Raw genomic sequence first — 16,360 nt, forward strand, 5'->3', positions numbered from 1 at the left:
ATGGCCGCTGCGCTCTCCTTCCTGCGCTCCCCGCGCTTCCGCAATCTCGAATTCCTGCTCGGCGCGTCGCTGACCCTGGTCATCTGCCTGGCCGTGCTCTTTTCTGACCAGCTGTTCCCCGGTGGCGCCGACAAGATGGACCTGATGGCCCGCCTGTCGCCGCCCTTCCGGACTGCGGCGCACCCGCTTGGCACCGACCCCTTGGGGCGCGACGTGCTGGCCCGCGTGGTGGCGGGCGGCAAGATCTCGCTGCTGGTCGGTTTCGTCTCGGTCGCCGGGGCGGCGGTGATCGGCGTGCTGATGGGCCTGATCTCCGGCTATTACCGCGGCATCTGCGACATCGTGGTGATGCGCTTCGCCGATGTGCAGCTGGCGCTGCCCTTCATCCTGCTGGCGATCACCTTCATCGCCATCGTCGGCGGCAGCCTGACCAACACCATCATCCTGCTGATCGTGTCGCAGTGGGTGCAGTACGCACGCCTCGTCCGCGGCTCCGTCCTGGCATTGCGCGAGCGGGAGTTCATCCTGTCCGCCCGCGCCATCGGGGTCAAGGATTGGCGGATCATCGTCCAGCACCTGCTGCCGAACCTGATCGGCCCGGTGATCGTGCTGCTGACGCTGAACGTCGCCAACAACATCCTGCTGGAAAGCAGCCTGACCTTCCTCGGGCTCGGCATCGATCCCACCATCCCCAGCTGGGGCGGCATGCTGGCCTCGGGGCGCACCTATCTCCAGGTCGCCTGGTGGGTCAGCGTCTTCCCCGGCCTCGCCATTCTTCTGACCGTGCTGGGCCTGAACCTGCTCGGCGACTGGCTGCGCGACAGCCTCGACCCCACCGGGAGAACGTCTCGATGACCGTCCTGTTCGAAGCCTCGTTCGAGCGGACGCTCGATCGCCTGTGCGCCCAGTTGAAAGGCAAGACGGCGGAGGCCTGGACCTTCGACGACGCGCAGAGCCGCCGCGCCGCCGAACGGCGCCTCGCGGAGCGCGGCGTGTCCGCCCGAATCCGCAGCGCCTACAAGCCCCTGCTGCATTTCTTCCTGGAAGAGGCGGAGCCCCACGATCTGGCGGCGGTGACCGTCGCCTATCCGGTCCACCCGCAGGCTCCGGCGAACCGCTTCCTGCTGGAAGCCTATCCGCTGGCCGCCCTGCTGGCGGGGGCGGAGGTCGCGTTCCGCCCGCGGGCGGACGGCGCGTTCCATTACGACGTGACGCTGACCTTCAAGGATGGCCGGCGGGAGGAACGGCGGGTGGCGGCGCCCAACCGCGTCCACACCGACATGGCGGGGGAGACCGGCGTCTCGCCGACCGGCTGGCTGCGCCTGAGTGACGATGGGGACGGAGAACGGCTGGAGACGGATTACGAGCGGCTGTTCGAGTCCGCCATGACGGCCATCACCGCCCATAACTGGACCGGCGGCGAGCCCTATTTCGAGGAACTGAGCATCCGCGCCGAATATCCGGCGGCTGACGAACCGTTGGGTTTCGCCGACGAGGTGGTGAGCCTGCGCGAAGCCTTGCACGAGGACTTCTACTTCTCCCTGCTGGAGGTGTTCCAGCGCAAGTCCGGCCGGCCGCTCGGCGACCGCGGGCTGAAGCCGGGCCAGATCGCGCCCGATATCGGGTTGAGCGACGGCGCGGTGCGGGTGCGGGTGGAACTGCGTCCCCTGTCACGCGACGCCATCACGTCCGCCGACGAGCCGTTGGACGCCTCCGCGCTGGACCGCACCGCCGCTCCGATCGGAGACGCGGCGATCCGTGCTGGATTGGAACGGATCGGCGGCGAGCCGTTCGAGGCGGGAACGCGCAGCGGACGCCCGGTGCTCGCCCGCCATGTGCGGGGCAGCGACGCGCCGGTGATGATCAGCGGCGGCCAGCACGCGAACGAGACGACCGGCGTGGTCGGCGCCCTGCGCGCGGCGGAACGGCTGGCGCAGCGTCCGGGCGCGCATTTCACCGTGTCGCCCCTGGAGAACCCGGACGGCTACGCCCTGCATCACCGGCTGCGGGCCGGAAACCCGCGCCACATGCACCATGCGGCGCGCTACACCGCGCTCGGCGACGATCTGGAATACCGCAACCCTGCGGAGGCCGGTCCCCATCTGAATGAAAAGGCCGTCCGGCTGGAAGCGGAACGGCGGAGCGGCGCCCGTCTCCACCTGAACCTGCACGGCTACCCCTCGCATGAATGGACCCGGCCGCTGTCGGGCTATGTGCCGCGCAACTTCGCCATGTGGACCCTGCCCAAGGGCTTCTTCCTGGTGATGCGCCACCACGCGGGTTGGGAGACGGCGGCGGAGCGCCTGCTCGACCGGGTGACGGCGCATCTTGCCACGATTCCGGGACTGGCGGCCCGCAACGCCGAACAGATCGCGCTCTACGAAATCCATGCCGGCGAGACCGGGTTCCGCCTCATCAATGGCTTCCCCTGCCTGTCGTCGCTGGATGAACGCAGCACGGTGCCGGTGACGTTGATCACCGAATATCCGGACGAAACCATCTATGGCGATGCCTTCATCCAGGGCCACACCGCGCAGATGGAGACGGTGCTTGCCGCCTACGAGGCCTGGCAGGAGCTTGTCGTGAGCTGACCGGCACCGTGACCCGCCTTACTTCTGCACCAGCGGGCAGCCACCCTCCGACAGAGGGCGGAACGCTTCGGGGCCGGGGATGGTCTTGATCAGCTTGTAGAAGTCCCAGGGTCCCTTCGATTCCTCGGGCTTCTTGACCTCGAAGAACAGCATGTCGTGGACCGCCCGGCCGTCGACGCGGACGCTTCCCTTGCCGAACAGGGGATCGTCGGTCGGCAGGTCCCGCATCTTGGCGGCGACGATGGTGGCGTCGGTGCTGTTGGCGGCCTTGACCGCCTTCAGGTAATGCAGGGCGCCGGCATAGACGCCGGCCTGGTTGCCGGTGGGACGGCGCCCGTCCATCCGGGCGGCGAAGCGGTCGGCGAAGGCGCGGGTGCCGGGATTCAGATCCCAATAGAAGGCCTCTGTCAGATACAATCCCTGCGCATCCTTCAACCCGACGGCGGCAACGTCGCTCAGCTGCATCAGCAGGGCGGCCAACCGCTGTCCGCCGGCGGTGATGCCGAACTCGGTCGCCTGCTTGACCGACCCGATGGTGTCGCCCACCGCATTGGCGAGCCCGATGACCTGCGCGCCGCTGCCCTGCGCCTGCAGCAGGTAGGAGGAGAAATCGGACGCGTTGGGCGGATGGCGGACGCTGCCGACGATGGTGCCGCCCATGCTCTTGACCACCGCCGAGGCGTCGCGCTCCAGCGCATGACCGAAGGCGTAGTCGGCGGTCATGAAGAACCAGCGCTTGCCCCCGCTCTCCGTCACCGCCCGCGCCGTGCCATTGGCCAGCGCCCAGGTATCATAGGTCCACTGGATGGTATTGGGGGAGCATTTCGGGCCGGTCAGTTCGGTCGTGCCGGGACCGGATGCGATAAAGACCGCCTTGGAGTTGCGCGTCACCTCGTTCACCGCCAGCGCCACCGACGAGAAGGGCACGTCCAGAATCGCATCGACATGCTCCTGGTCCAGCCAGCGGCGCGCGGTGGCGGCGCCGATGTCGGGCTTGTTCTGGTGGTCCGCGTGGATGACCTCGATGGTGACGCCGGGCAGTTCCTTGGCGAAATCCTCCGCCGCCAGCTCCGCCGCCACCACCGAGCCCTGCCCGGTGCTGTCGGAGGCGAAGCCGCTCATGTCGGTCAGCACCCCCAGCTTCACCCGGTGGTTCGCGATCTCGGCCGATGCCGGGACGGTGCCGATCGACAATGCGACGAGGCTGGCCGCGGCCATGCCGGCCAGCGTGTATCCGGTCTTCATCAAGGTCCTCCCCTTATTTATTCTGGTGCTTTTCAGTCTTGTCCGCTGCTGTCAGGCGCCGGCGGCCCCGCCACGCAGGTCCTGCAGGACCGCCTGGGCGATGTCCTGGCGCACGGTGCCGCGCTCCACCAGCGCAGCGGCGACGCGATCGATCTCGTCGCCCACCGCGCCGGCCATCATCGCGATGTTCTGGGCGTGCAGGGCCATGTGGCCCTTCTGGATGCCGGTGGTCGCCAGCGCCTTCAGCGCCGAGAAGTTCTGTGCCAGCCCGACCGCGGCGATGATGCGGGCAAGACGTTCGGCGCTGGTCACGGCGAGGATCTTTAGACAGGCCTGCGCCGTCGGATGCGCCTTGGTGGCGCCGCCGATCAGCCCGACCGCCATCGGCAGTTCGATGGAGCCGCTGAGCTGTCCGTCGGCAGTCACCTCGAAGCGGGTCAGGCTGCCATACTGGCCGCTGCGGGCGGCGAAGGCATGGGCGCCGGCCTCCACCGCGCGGGTGTCGTTGCCGGTCGCCAGCACGACCGCGCTGACGCCGTTCATGATCCCCTTGTTGTGGGTGGCGGCGCGATACGGATCGGCGGCTGCGAAGTGATAGGCGCTGACGATGCCGTCGCGCACCGCCTCGCCGCCGATCTGGTCGAGAGGCCACACCGCATGCGCCCGCGCCAGCCGGCGGTCGGCCAGATTGGACAGGATGCGCAGATACACCCGGCCGCCGGTCCAGGCGGAGATGTGGGGGGCCAGCGTCTCCGCCATGCTGTTGACTGCGTTGGCGCCCATTGCGTCGCGGGTATCGACGATCAGATGGGTCACCAGCATCGGCCCGCTCTGGCTGTCGAGCACACGCACCTCGACGTCGCGGAAGCCGCCGCCGAAGGATAGCAGGACCGGATCGCAGCCGTCGCAGATCGCCTTGATCTCCTCGCGCCGCCCGAGGATGCGCAGGCGGGCCGCATGGGGATCGGCCACGTCGACCGCCTGGATCTGCGCGATCATCAGCGTGCCGGACATCGACGTGGTGAAGCCGCCGGCGTCATAGCATTGCCGGGCCGCGTTGCAGACCGCGGCGACGACCGACGACTCCTCCGTCGCCATCGGGATCAGCACATCCTCGCCGTCGACCCTCATATTGGTCGCGATCCCCAGCGGGATATTCATCGATCCGATCACGTTCTCGACCAGACGGTCGGCAAGGCTCAGATCCAGGTTTCCGGTGTCCGACAGCCGCGCTGCGGCCGCGGCATCGAGGCCGGCGAAGTCCGAGACGATGCCCAGGCGCTCCGCAGGCGATTTCTTGTGGAATCCGGAGATGCGGGAACTGCGGGTGGTGTCGATCATTCCTGAACCCTGTCCGTGCGCTTTGTGGATGCATCCCCCTCCGGCGCCGCGCGAAGGCGCGCACCGGATGGGACAATGGGGGCGGGATAATGGTGATGCTGGGGGTAATGCCGGTCGAACGGGCGCCGCGGGCCGTCCCGCCATCACCATTCGCTCCATTGATGATCAGTGATACAAAGGGACAGCACAAGGGACAGTTTCCCGAAATCTCCGGGACACTGTACCAGCGCGTCGGTTGGGACACTGCAGCGGTGATGCGATGACACGGGTGGGCAGCATCGTCGACAGGATCGCCGGACTGATCGGCGAGGGTCTGTTGAAGCCGGGGGAGCGCCTCCTGTCGGTACGGGCCGGCGCCGTCGAACATGGCGTATCGAAGAACACCATGGCCGAGGCCTACGACCGTCTGGTGGCGCTGGGCCATGTCGAGGCGAAGCAGGGGGCCGGCTATTACGTCGCCCGCGTCCGCCACGCGGTGGTGGGGCAGCAGTCCGCCCATGTCGCAGAGGCGGTGGACTTCGTGTCCCTGCTGCGCGAACAGCTGGTGCAGAGCTATGCCGTGCGGATCGGCGACGGCCGGCCGCCGCCGTCCTGGATGGAGCGGTTCGAGGTCGGCGGCAGCCCGCGTTTCCTGGCCGCAACCCGCGGCCTGACGCCGGAACACGGCTACGGCTCCCCCTGGGGCTTCCTGCCGTTGCGGGAGCGGCTGGCGCTGACGCTCGGAGAACGGTCAATCACGGCGTCGCCGGACCAGATCCTGCTGACCCAGGGCGCCAACCACGCACTCGACCTCGTGGCCCGCCAGATGCTGGAACCGGGGGACACCGTGCTGGTCGACAGCCCCGGCTATTACCCGTTGTTCGGCAAGCTCCGGCTGTCGCGCATCAGCATCGTCGGCGTCCAGCGTCGCCACGACGGCCCCGACCTCGACGATCTCGCCGCCAAGGCCGCCGCCCACAAGCCGAAGCTGTTCTTCACCCAGTCGCTGGCGCACAACCCGACCGGCGGCTCGATCACCCCCGCCGTCGCGCACCGCCTGCTGCGGATTGCCGAACAGCACGGCCTGCACATTGTCGAGGACGACCCCTTCGCCGATGTCCTGCCCGCCGCCAGCCCGCGGCTCGCCGCGCTCGACCAGTTGGAGCGGGTCATCTATGTCGGCACCTTCTCCAAAACCCTGTCGGCCAGCCTGCGTGTCGGCTATGTGGCGGCGAAACGCCCGCTGATCGACCGGCTGTGCGACGTCAAGATGCTGACCGTCGTCAGCACCTCCGATTATGTCGAGCGGATGGTCTACGCCTTCATCGCCTCCGGCCAATATCTTCGACATCTGCGCCGGCTGAAGACGCTGATCGGGGAGCATACGGAAAAGGCGACGCTCGCACTGACCCGCATCGGCGTCCGACTGCCGCCGGTTGCTCCCGGCGGATATTATCTGTGGGGTGAACTTCCCGACGGCATCGACGAGGCGGATCTGGTGCGCCAAGCTGCGGAACAGGGAATTTTCCTGGCTCCCGGCACGCTGTTCCTGCCGACGCGGACGGCCACTGCGCCGGCGATGCGGATCAACATCGCCTATGCCGACGATCCGCGCTTCATCGCATTTCTCGGCGACCGTCTGCAGGCAGACGGAGCGCGGTAACAAGGTGCTTTCAACCGCCGTTCCTGTGGTCGCCGTCCCGGCGGCTTTCCTCGACGACCCAGCGGCGGAAGCGGTCGCGACGCTCATCCGGCTTGCGCCGGCTGGAGACGACGAGGAAATAGCCCCGTTCGGTCTGGATCGGCCGGTCGATCAGGGCAACCAGATGCCCGTCCCGCATCAGCTCGTCGGTCAGCGGACTCCATCCCAGCGCCACTCCCTGGCCCATCAGGGCAGCCTGCAGGACCAGTGGATAATTGTTGAAGGTCAGGTCGTGGCCGCCGGCCGGCACTGGCAGTCCGTGCAGGGTGAACCAATCGCTCCAGGACAGCCAGGCGGCCGGCCCGATTGATTCCAGATGCAGGAGTGGCAGGGACGCCAGATCGGCCGGGGAAGCGGCGATTCCGGTGGCGGCACCGGCGGCAAACGGGGCGCGGCTCGCCCGGAAGGCAGGGCTGCAGACCGGCAGGACCCGTTCGGGGAACAGGAGTTCCGCCTCGCAACCGGGCCAATGACCGTGGCCGAAGGAGATGGCGATGTCCACCGCCTCGCGGCGCAGATCGATCGCGTTCTGCGTCGTCACGACCCGCACGTCCAGTTCCGGCAAAAGCTGGCGCAGGGCGCCGAGACGCGGCAACAGCCAACCTGAGGCGAAACCGAAATCGGTGGCGACGTTCAGAACGCCCGGCCGGTGCCTGTCACGGATGCGGGTCACCGCATCACCAATACCGTCCAGCGCCTCGCGGGTCGCCTCGTAGAGCCGTACGCCGTCCGGCGTCAGCGCGACCCCGCGGTGAAGACGACGGAACAGCGCCGTCTCCAGATCTGCCTCCAGCCAGCCGATCTGGTGGCTGACGGCCGACTGGGTACAGGCAAGCTCACGGGCGGCGGCGCTGAAGCTCAGCAGCCGGCCGGCCGCCTCGAAGAAAAGCAGGGTGCGCAGCGGTGGCAGGCGGTCCTTTCCCATGAGCACCCTTCATATCACCATGATGAGACAGGAGCTTCACGCCCCCTGTTGGGTGCGTCAATTCTATCGTTCTCGAACGATCTGTCCACAAACGGTATGAAGCAGGCGGATATGGCACGGCGTCCCAACATCCTTATCCTCATGGCCGACCAGATGATCCCGCAGGCGCTCGGCGCCTACGGCAACCCGACGGTGCGGACGCCGCACATCGACCACCTGGCGGAGGGCGGCGTGGTGTTCGACAGCGCCTACTGCAACAGCCCGCTCTGCGCCCCCTCGCGCTATGTCTTCCTGTCCGGGCGGTTGCCCTCGGCCATCGGCGGCTACGACAACGCCGCCGAATTTCCCTCCGCAGTCCCCACTTTTGCCCATTACCTGCGGCTTGCCGGCTACCAGACCATTCTGTCCGGCAAGATGCACTTCTGTGGGGCCGACCAGCTTCACGGCTTCGAGGAACGGTTGACCACCGACATCTATCCGGCCGATTTCGGCTGGACGCCGGACTGGACCCGGCCCCAGGAGCGGCCGAGCTGGTATCACAACATGAGTTCCGTGCGCGACGCCGGCCCCTGCCTGCGCACCAACCAGCTCGACTTCGACGAGGAGGTGGTCTTCACCGCCGAACGCAAGCTGTACGACATCGCTCGCGGCCGGCGGGAACGGCCCTTCTGCTTCGTGGTATCGCTGACCCATCCGCACGACCCCTACGCCATCACCGAGCGCTATTGGAACCGCCACACCGACGCGGAGGTGCCGCTGCCGCGCGTCACTCTGGCGCCGGACGCGATGGACCCGCATTCGCGGCGGTTGCGCCATGTCTGCGCGATGGACGAGATGCCGCTCAGCGAACGGCAGATCCTCAACGCCCGCCGTGCCTATTACGGGTCCGTCGCCTACGTGGACGATCAGATCGGTCGGCTGATGGGCGCGCTGGAGGAAACCGGACTGGCCGAGGATACCGTCATCGTCCTGCTGTCCGACCATGGCGACATGCTGGGCGAACGCGGGCTGTGGTACAAGATGAGCTTCTACGAGTCCGCCTGCCGTATCCCGCTGATCGTCCGGGCGCCGGGCTGGTTCCAGGCCGGGAGGGTCGCGGCCTCGGTCTCGTCGATGGATCTGCTGCCGACCCTGGTCGAACTCGCCCATGATGGGGCTGCGCCAAGCTGGCGGACGCCGATCGACGGGCGCAGCCTGTTGCCGCACCTTCAGCGCAGCGGCGGCCACGACGAGGTGATCGGCGAATATCTGGCCGAAGGCGCCGTGGCCCCGATCGTGATGATCCGGCGCGGCCGCGACAAATTCATCCATTCGCCGGCCGATCCCGACCAGCTCTACGACCTGTCCGACGACCCGGACGAGTTGGTGAACCGGGCGGAGCAGCCCGCCGCCGGCTCGGCGGCAGCCGATGCCCTGCGACGCTACCGCGCCGAGGTGGAACAACGCTGGGACTTGGCGCGCCTGCATGAGGAGGTTGTCGCCAGTCAACAGCGGCGCCTCCTGGTGGCCGAGGCGCTGCGACAGGGGAAGCACCGCTCCTGGGATTTCCAGCCCTTCACCGATGCAGGCACCAGCTATATGCGCAACCATCTGGATCTCGACGATCTGGAAGCCATGGCTCGTTTCCCGCGCCCTGGTGCCTCTATGCAATAGGACGGCGCGACGGTGCGCCGGACGTCGACCATCACCCGACAGGAGGGAAGGCAGCATGCATATACCAGGGGTTGCAATGGGCGGTTTGACGGCAGGGCGTGCGGCGCTGGCCGGTCTGGTGGCCGCGATCGGGATCACGGCCGGCTCGTTGCCGGCATCGGCGGCAGAGCCAGCCAGTTGCCAGATGGTGAGGATGGCCGATCCCGGCTGGACCGACATCACCGCGACCAATGCGGTGGCGGGAACGCTGCTGGGCGCGCTGGGCTATCAGCAGAAGATCGAGACGGTCGCCGTGCCGATCATTTTCCAGGGGCTGAAGACCGGGCAGATCGATGTCTTCCTCGGCAACTGGATGCCTGCCCAATCCACCTTTCTCGACAAGCTGATCGCCGAGAAATCGGTCGAGATCGTGCGCCCGAACCTGGAAAACGCCAAATTCACCCTGGCAGTTCCGACCGCGGTCGCCGAAGCCGGCGTGCACAGTTTCGCCGACCTCGCCCGGTTCGGTGACCGGTTCGAAAAGAAGATCTACGGGATCGAGCCGGGCGCGCCGGCGAACCAGAATATTCAGCGCATGCTCGACAAGAAGGATTTCGGGCTGGAAGGCTGGACCCTTGTCGAATCGAGCGAGCAGGCCATGCTGGCACAGGCGATGCGCCGGACGCGCAGCAAGGATTGGGTGGTCTTTCTCGGCTGGCAACCGCACCCGATGAACACCCGGATCGACATGACGTATCTCAGCGGCGGCGACGCCTATTTCGGTCCGAACTATGGCAGCACCACGGTCAACACCCTGTCCCGGCGCGGCTACGGCACCGAATGCACGAATGTCCACCGCCTGTTCAGCCAACTCGCCTTCACCGTCGGGATGGAGAACGAGATCATGGCCGCCATCACCGACGACAAGAAGGCGCCCAAGGACGCCGCGGCCAGCTACCTGAAGGCGCATCCCGACCTGCTCGGCCCCTGGCTGGCCGGCGTGTCGACCCGCAACGGCAAGGATGCCGCGACAGCCGTGCGCGCGGCGTTGGGCCTGAAGTGAGGCAACCAAACGATAAGGAGACGAACAACCATGCTTGCCGCGTTGCGCGCATGGGTCCGAAACCGCTTCCCGTCCTGGTTCCGGCCGACCTACCGACCCGAACGCCATTATATGCGGGGCCCCTCCGGTTTGCGATGAGGCCCGAGGGGGAGGATTGCGGACCGTCAATCCGTCGTCTCCCTCCGGTCCGTCAGCCTGGGCAATGCTGGAGGAATCCCACTGCAGAGTAGCCCTGCATCGACACCGATGACAGGCCAACTGTCATAGACTTTATCTCTCTAAATCAATGCAGTAGCCGGGTTCAGTTGTCCGCCGAGCGTGGACGCCGATCCACATTCCACGACGTCAGCTTGCCATCTCTTCGTGAAGGTGGAAGGGCTGTTAACCACATCACACCACCAGATAGTTCGCATTCTCAATCATCGTCATGCAAAGCATCTTGCGGCAAAATGTACGAACTGGTACGTTTGTTGGCATGTACGAACCATGCCGCTGCCGAAAGGGCTCCCATGCCGTCCAGCGCCTTCACCTTCAAAAAGTCGATCGCCACCGTCTCGCTGAGCGGCACCCTGCCGGAGAAGCTTGAGGCGGCGGCCAGCATCGGCTTCGACGGGGTCGAGATTTTCGAGAACGACCTGCTGACCTTCGACGGCTCCCCGGCCGACGTGCGCCGCATTGCGGAGGGTCTGGGGCTGGAAATCACCATCTTCCAGCCCTTCCGCGATTTCGAAGCGATGCCGGACCCGATCCGCGCCCGTAACCTCGACCGGGCGGAACGCAAGTTCGACGTGATGCAGGAATTGGGGACCGACCTCGTGCTGGTCTGCTCCAACGTCCAGCCCGCCGCCATCGACGACCCCGCCCGTGCCGCCGCCGATCTCGCCGAGATGGCGGAGCGGGCGCGGCGCCGCGGTCTGCGCGTCGGCTACGAGGCGCTGGCCTGGGGCCGGCATGTCAACCGCTGGCGTCAGGCCTGGGACATCGTGCAGCGCGCCGATCACCCGGCGCTGGGGCTGATCGTCGACAGCTTCCACACGCTGGCCCTGGACGACGACCCGTCCGGCATTGCCGATCTGCCGGGCGATCGCATCTTCTTCGTGCAGTTGGCCGACGCGCCGAAGCTGTCGATGGACGTGCTGTCCTGGAGCCGCCATTTCCGCAATTTCCCCGGCCAGGGCCAGCTGCCGGTCGGGCGCTTCGTCGACGCGGTGCTGGCATCCGGCTACCGCGGCCCCCTGTCGTTGGAGATCTTCAATGACGAATTCCGCGCCGCCCCAGCCCGCCTGACCGCCCTCGATGGTCTGCGGTCACTGATCCATACGGAGGCCGAAGCAGGCTTCGGACCCGGCCTGCCGGCGCCACCGGTCTGCCGTGGCGTGGAGTTCCTGGAATTTGCCGTCGATGCCGCGGCGCGGGACAAGCTGTCCGCCCTGCTCGGCAGCCTGGGCTTCCGTCATGCCGGGCGCCACCGTTCGAAGGATGTCGACCTCTACCGCCAGGGCGGCGTCAATCTGGTGCTGAACAGCGAGGAGGATTCGGCAGCGTCGGAGCATTTCCAGATGCACGGCCCCTCGGTCTGCGCCATGGCTTTCGCGGTGGACGATGCCGCCCGCACGATTGCCCGGGCCGAGGCCTTGCGCTGCGTGCTGTGGCGCGAGAGGGTCGGCGACGGCGAACGCCGCATCCCGGCGCTGCGCGCCCCCGACGGCACGCTGATCTATCTGGTCGACGACAAGGAAGCCAACCGCAGCATCTGGGAGGACGACTTCCACCTGTTCGCGGAGGAGCCTGCTGGAGCAGCCGGCCCCCCGCCCCTGCTCGGCATCGACCATGTCGCCCAGGCCCTGCCCTTCGGCCGGATGGACGGTTTCGTGTTGTTCTACCGAACGGTCTTCGGCTTCGTTCCGGAAAGCCTGTGGGAGTTGCCCGACCCCTATGGCCTGATCCGCAGCCGGGCGCTGGTCAGCCCCGATGCGGAGCCCGGCCGGGGCGTGCGGCTGCCGCTGAACATCTCGGAAAGCCGGCGGACCGCAACCGGCCGCTTCGTCAGCGCCACCGCCGGAGCCGGCGTCCATCACATCGCCTTCGCGGCGTCGGATGCCGCCGCCCTGGTGGAGGACCGTCTGGCGGCCGGCGCGCCCTTCCTGCCGATCCCCGCCAACTATTATGACGACCTCGCAGTCAAACACCCGCTGGACGATGCGGCATTGGAAGCGCTGAAGCAGCGCGAACTGCTGTATGACCGCGACGGCCAGGCTGACGGGGGTGGCGAGTTCCTGCACGCCTACACCGACAGCTTCGACGACCGCTTCTTCTTCGAGGTGGTGGAACGGCGTGCCGGCTACCGCCAGTTCGGCGCCGTGAATGCCGCCGTGCGCATGGCGGTACAGGCGCAACTGCGCGAAGGCGCCCGCCCCGAACTCTATCTCGACTGAAAATGAACGAAACAGTGCGTTTGTTTGGAGACGCCCCGCCATGAGCCGCCCCACCATAAGCCGTCCAATCCTGGTCCTGAACGGACCCAACCTCAACCTGCTGGGCAAGCGCGAGCCGCACATCTACGGCCATGAGACCCTGGCCGATGTCGAAGCCGACTGCCGCCGCACAGGCGAGACGCTGGGTCTTGCCGTCGACTTCCGCCAGTCCAATGCCGAACATGTCCTGATCGACTGGATTCACGAAGCGCGCGAGACGGTCGACGGGCTGGTCATCAACCCGGCCGGCCTGACCCACACTTCGGTGTCGCTGATGGACGCGCTGTCGGCCTGCGCCTTCCCCATCCTGGAGGTCCATATCTCCAACATCCACCGGCGTGAGGAATTCCGCCATTTCTCCTATGTGTCGCGGGTCGCGGCCGGTGTGATCTGCGGCTTCGGCACCCAGGGCTACACGCTGGCCCTCCAGCGGATGGCCCGCCTGCTGGAGACCGCCGAGAAATGAACGCCATCTCCCGACCGGCCCCCACCCCCGCCGCCGGCAATTCGATCCTCGTCGGGCTGATCGGCGCCGGCATCCAGGCCTCCCGAACCCCGGCGATGCACGAGCGGGAGGCCGACGCCCTCGGCCTGCGCTGCCTCTACCGGCTGATCGACCTCGACCGCCTCGGCATCGGTCCCGATGCCCTGCCGGAACTTCTGTCGGGGGCCGAGCGCATGGGCTACACAGGCCTCAACGTCACCTATCCCTGCAAGCAGGCGATCATCCCGCTGCTGGACGAGTTGTCGGACGATGCCCGCGCCATCGGGGCGGTCAACACCGTCGTGCTGAAGGACGGGCGCCGGGTCGGTCACAACACCGATTGCTCCGGCTTCGCCGAGGGCTTCCGCCGCGGTTTCGGCACCGTTCCGATGGACCGGGTGCTGCTGCTGGGTGCCGGCGGGGCCGGGGCGGCGGTCGGCCATGCCGCCTTCCATCTCGGAGCGGGCCGGCTGGACATCTTCGACGCAGACCCGGCGCGGGCGATGCTGCTGGCCGATCAACTGAACGCCCGCTTCGGCGCCGGGCGAGCCTCGGCGGTTGCCGATCTGACCGGGCTCGGCACCGCGATGGCGGCGGCGGACGGGCTGATCCACGCCACGCCCACCGGCATGGCGAAGTTTCCCGGCCTGCCGCTGCCGGCCGATATGCTGCACCCGCGGTTGTGGGTGGCGGAGATCGTCTATTTCCCGCTGGAGACCGAGCTGCTGCGCACGGCACGGACGATCGGCTGCCGGACGCTGGACGGCGGCGGGATGGCGGTGTTCCAGGCGGTGGATGCTTTCAGGCTGTTCACCGGGGTTTCCCCCGATGCCGAACGCATCCGCGCGCATTTCGCGTCGATGGACGCCGGCCAAGCCACCGGCTGATACTGGCCGCCTGACAATGGCCGCCTGACAATCGGCGCCATTCACACAGACAAGCCGGCGAGGCCGCCGGCACCGGGAGGACCGCATGAGACGGCTGGTCGAGGCCTATTTCACCCTCATCAAAATCCTGATGGCGCTGTGCATGGCCGGCATGGTGGTGCTGGTGTTCGGCAACGTCGTGCTGCGCTACGCCTTCAACAGCGGCATCACGGTGTCGGAGGAGATGTCGCGCCTGTTCTTCGTCTGGATGTGCTTCCTCGGCGCCATCCTGGGCCTGCGGGAACGGGCGCATCTCGGCGTCGATGCGCTGGTGGCGCGCCTGCCGCGGACCGGCAAGCTGGCTTGCGCGGTGGCCAGCTGCGGATTGATGCTGTGGGTCACTTGGCTGGTGCTGCAGGGAAGCTGGACGCAGACCCTCATCAATTGGGACGCGCAGGCACCGGCCACCGGCCTGTCGATGGGGCTGCTGTACGGCGTCGGCGTGGTGTTCGGCCTGTCGACCGGCATCATCCTGCTGCATGAGATGTATCTGCTGCTGACCGGCAAGCTCTCCGACGCCGACCTCGTGATGGTCGCGGAATCCGAGGATCTGCCGGAGGCGACCGCCCATGGCGCCCACACCGGCGGACACCGGACGCACCAGAGCACCAACCGGGAAGGGGCCCGGGATGAAGCCTTGCCGCTGCCTCCCCGCACCGCCTCCAGCCGCTGAGGACGCCGGACCATGACCATCACCATCTTCCTCGGCTCCCTGCTGGGCGCCATGGCCATCGGCATGCCCATCGCCTATGCCCTGCTGCTGTGCGGCGTGGCGCTGATGATCCATCTCGACCTGTTCGACGCGCAGATCGTGGCTCAGAACCTGATCAACGGCGCCGACAGCTTCCCGCTGATGGCCGTGCCCTTCTTCATGCTGGCCGGCGAGATCATGAACACCGGCGGTCTCGCCAAGCGCATCGTCAACCTCGCCATGGCTATGGTCGGCCATATCCGCGGCGGGCTCGGCTACGTCACCATCCTGGCGGCGACGGTGATGGCCAGCCTGTCCGGCTCCGCGGTGGCGGATGCGGCGGCACTCGCCACCCTGCTGGTTCCGATGATGGTGGCAGCCGGCCATGATCGCAACAAGTCGGCCGGGCTGGTCTCCGCCAGCGCCATCATCGCGCCGATCATCCCGCCGTCGATCGGCTTCGTCATCTATGGCGTCGCCGGCAACGTCTCGGTCACCAAGCTGTTCCTCGCCGGCATCTTCCCCGGCATCCTGCTGGCCTTCGGCCTGTGCGGCGCCTGGTGGTACGTGTCGCGCAAGGAGAACCTTTCCCCGCCGCCCCGCCGCTCCCTGCGCGAGGTGCTGACGATCCTGCGCGAAGGCGTGTGGGCGCTGATGTTGCCGGTGATCATCATCATCGGGCTGAAGTTCGGTGTCTTCACCCCCACCGAGGCCGCCGTGGTCGCCGCCGTCTATTCGCTGTTCGTCGCCGTCTGCGTCTATCGCGAGATGTCGATTACCGACATCTATCCAGCCCTGCTGGGGGCGGCGAAGACGACCAGCGTCGTCATGTTCCTGGTCGCCGCGGCGCTGGTGTCGTCCTGGCTGATCACGGTGGCCAACCTGCCGGGGATGGTGACCGATCTGCTGGAGCCGCTGATGGACAGCCCGACCCTGCTGCTGCTGGCGATGATGGCCCTGGTGGTGGCGATCGGCACCGCGATGGACATGACGCCGACCATCCTGATCCTGACACCGATCCTGGTCCCGGTGTGCAAGCAGGCCGGCATCGATCCCGTCTATTTCGGCGTGCTCTTCATCATCAACAACGCCATCGGCCTGATCACGCCGCCGGTCGGCACCGTGCTGAACGTGGTCTGCGGCGTGTCGAAGGTCAGCATGGAGGGCGTCATCAAAGGCGTCTGGCCCTTCATGCTGGTACAACTGGTCGTCCTGTTCCTGCTGACCCTGTTCCCGTCGCTGGTGATGGTTCCGGCGGCCTGGCTCAGCCATTGACCCTTGTTCTCTTCAAGAATGAAAACCGGAGG

13 protein-coding genes are annotated in these 16,360 nt (G+C 67.2%); 10 read left to right on the forward strand and 3 right to left on the reverse strand.

Annotation, left to right across the window (positions count from 1 at the left end):
- Nucleotides 1–855 carry an ABC transporter permease gene (locus tag FZ938_RS18560; RefSeq protein ID WP_149199929.1) on the forward strand — a complete coding sequence of 285 codons (855 nt, stop codon included), beginning with the start codon at nucleotides 1–3 and terminating at the stop codon, nucleotides 853–855.
- The gene (locus FZ938_RS18565) at nucleotides 852–2,591 is read left to right on the forward strand and encodes a M14 family metallopeptidase (RefSeq protein ID WP_149199930.1); all 1,740 of its coding nucleotides are present in this window, start codon (nucleotides 852–854) and stop codon (nucleotides 2,589–2,591) included. Before FZ938_RS18560 ends, FZ938_RS18565 begins: the two co-directional genes overlap by 4 nt.
- An 18-nt stretch (nucleotides 2,592–2,609) precedes the next feature.
- Here FZ938_RS18565 and FZ938_RS18570 read toward each other — a convergent pair whose 3' ends face one another.
- On the reverse strand, nucleotides 2,610–3,836 hold the full coding sequence (locus FZ938_RS18570; protein ID WP_149199931.1) for an ABC transporter substrate-binding protein: 1,227 nt from the start codon (nucleotides 3,834–3,836) through the stop codon (nucleotides 2,610–2,612).
- A 51-nt stretch (nucleotides 3,837–3,887) separates the two neighbouring features.
- Entirely contained in the window at nucleotides 3,888–5,177 is a 1,290-nt protein-coding gene (locus tag FZ938_RS18575; protein WP_149199932.1) for a hydroxymethylglutaryl-CoA reductase, degradative, read from the reverse strand.
- Nucleotides 5,178–5,436: 259 nt separating this feature from the next.
- On the opposite strand from FZ938_RS18575, the gene FZ938_RS18580 reads away from it, so the two are divergent.
- Nucleotides 5,437–6,819 (forward strand): aminotransferase-like domain-containing protein, encoded by a 1,383-nt coding sequence (locus FZ938_RS18580; protein ID WP_149199933.1) that lies wholly within the window; start codon nucleotides 5,437–5,439, stop codon nucleotides 6,817–6,819.
- A gap of 10 nt (nucleotides 6,820–6,829) precedes the next feature.
- On the opposite strand, the gene FZ938_RS18585 is transcribed toward FZ938_RS18580, so the two are convergent.
- Nucleotides 6,830–7,783, reverse strand: coding sequence for a choline sulfate utilization transcriptional regulator (locus FZ938_RS18585; RefSeq protein WP_149199934.1), 954 nt, complete (start codon nucleotides 7,781–7,783; stop codon nucleotides 6,830–6,832).
- Nucleotides 7,784–7,894: 111 nt separating this feature from the next.
- Between FZ938_RS18585 and betC the strand changes: the two genes are divergently transcribed.
- The 7 genes from betC to FZ938_RS18620 all read left to right on the forward strand — a co-directional run bounded on the left by betC (nucleotide 7,895) and on the right by FZ938_RS18620 (nucleotide 16,328).
- Nucleotides 7,895–9,436 (forward strand): choline-sulfatase, encoded by a 1,542-nt coding sequence (gene betC, locus FZ938_RS18590; RefSeq protein ID WP_149199935.1) that lies wholly within the window; start codon nucleotides 7,895–7,897, stop codon nucleotides 9,434–9,436.
- 76 nt (nucleotides 9,437–9,512) lie between these two features.
- Nucleotides 9,513–10,478, forward strand: coding sequence for a choline ABC transporter substrate-binding protein (locus tag FZ938_RS18595; protein ID WP_149199936.1), 966 nt, complete (start codon nucleotides 9,513–9,515; stop codon nucleotides 10,476–10,478).
- Between the two features lie 509 nt (nucleotides 10,479–10,987).
- Nucleotides 10,988–12,913, forward strand: coding sequence for a bifunctional sugar phosphate isomerase/epimerase/4-hydroxyphenylpyruvate dioxygenase family protein (locus FZ938_RS18600; protein ID WP_149199937.1), 1,926 nt, complete (start codon nucleotides 10,988–10,990; stop codon nucleotides 12,911–12,913).
- A gap of 40 nt (nucleotides 12,914–12,953) precedes the next feature.
- Nucleotides 12,954–13,418 carry a type II 3-dehydroquinate dehydratase gene (aroQ, locus tag FZ938_RS18605; protein WP_149199938.1) on the forward strand — a complete coding sequence of 155 codons (465 nt, stop codon included), beginning with the start codon at nucleotides 12,954–12,956 and terminating at the stop codon, nucleotides 13,416–13,418.
- Nucleotides 13,415–14,323, forward strand: a complete 909-nt coding sequence (locus FZ938_RS18610; RefSeq protein ID WP_149199939.1) for a shikimate dehydrogenase — start codon at nucleotides 13,415–13,417, stop codon at nucleotides 14,321–14,323. Before aroQ ends, FZ938_RS18610 begins: the two co-directional genes overlap by 4 nt.
- Before the next feature lie 85 nt (nucleotides 14,324–14,408).
- Nucleotides 14,409–15,035: a TRAP transporter small permease gene (locus tag FZ938_RS18615; RefSeq protein WP_149199940.1), complete on the forward strand. Its 627-nt coding sequence runs from the start codon at nucleotides 14,409–14,411 to the stop codon at nucleotides 15,033–15,035.
- 12 nt (nucleotides 15,036–15,047) lie between these two features.
- Entirely contained in the window at nucleotides 15,048–16,328 is a 1,281-nt protein-coding gene (locus tag FZ938_RS18620; protein WP_149199941.1) for a TRAP transporter large permease subunit, read from the forward strand.
- Nucleotides 16,329–16,360 lie beyond the last annotated feature (32 nt).

It is taken from the genome of Azospirillum oryzae, assembly GCF_008364795.1.
GTDB lineage: Bacteria > Pseudomonadota > Alphaproteobacteria > Azospirillales > Azospirillaceae > Azospirillum > Azospirillum oryzae.

Excerpts from the sequence above, each read along its gene's own strand:
- FZ938_RS18560 (WP_149199929.1), top strand. The coding sequence starts at position 1 with ATGGCCGCTGCGCTCTCCTTCCTGCGCTCCCCGCGCTTCCGCAATCTC.
- FZ938_RS18565 (WP_149199930.1), top strand. The coding sequence starts at position 852 with ATGACCGTCCTGTTCGAAGCCTCGTTCGAGCGGACGCTCGATCGCCTG.
- FZ938_RS18595 (WP_149199936.1), top strand. The coding sequence starts at position 9,513 with ATGGGCGGTTTGACGGCAGGGCGTGCGGCGCTGGCCGGTCTGGTGGCC.
- FZ938_RS18575 (WP_149199932.1), bottom strand. The coding sequence starts at position 5,177 with ATGATCGACACCACCCGCAGTTCCCGCATCTCCGGATTCCACAAGAAA.
- FZ938_RS18580 (WP_149199933.1), top strand. The coding sequence starts at position 5,437 with ATGACACGGGTGGGCAGCATCGTCGACAGGATCGCCGGACTGATCGGC.
- betC (WP_149199935.1), top strand. The coding sequence starts at position 7,895 with ATGGCACGGCGTCCCAACATCCTTATCCTCATGGCCGACCAGATGATC.
- FZ938_RS18610 (WP_149199939.1), top strand. The coding sequence starts at position 13,415 with ATGAACGCCATCTCCCGACCGGCCCCCACCCCCGCCGCCGGCAATTCG.
- aroQ (WP_149199938.1), top strand. The coding sequence starts at position 12,954 with ATGAGCCGCCCCACCATAAGCCGTCCAATCCTGGTCCTGAACGGACCC.
- FZ938_RS18585 (WP_149199934.1), bottom strand. The coding sequence starts at position 7,783 with ATGGGAAAGGACCGCCTGCCACCGCTGCGCACCCTGCTTTTCTTCGAG.
- FZ938_RS18615 (WP_149199940.1), top strand. The coding sequence starts at position 14,409 with ATGAGACGGCTGGTCGAGGCCTATTTCACCCTCATCAAAATCCTGATG.
- FZ938_RS18570 (WP_149199931.1), bottom strand. The coding sequence starts at position 3,836 with ATGAAGACCGGATACACGCTGGCCGGCATGGCCGCGGCCAGCCTCGTC.
- FZ938_RS18620 (WP_149199941.1), top strand. The coding sequence starts at position 15,048 with ATGACCATCACCATCTTCCTCGGCTCCCTGCTGGGCGCCATGGCCATC.
- FZ938_RS18600 (WP_149199937.1), top strand. The coding sequence starts at position 10,988 with ATGCCGTCCAGCGCCTTCACCTTCAAAAAGTCGATCGCCACCGTCTCG.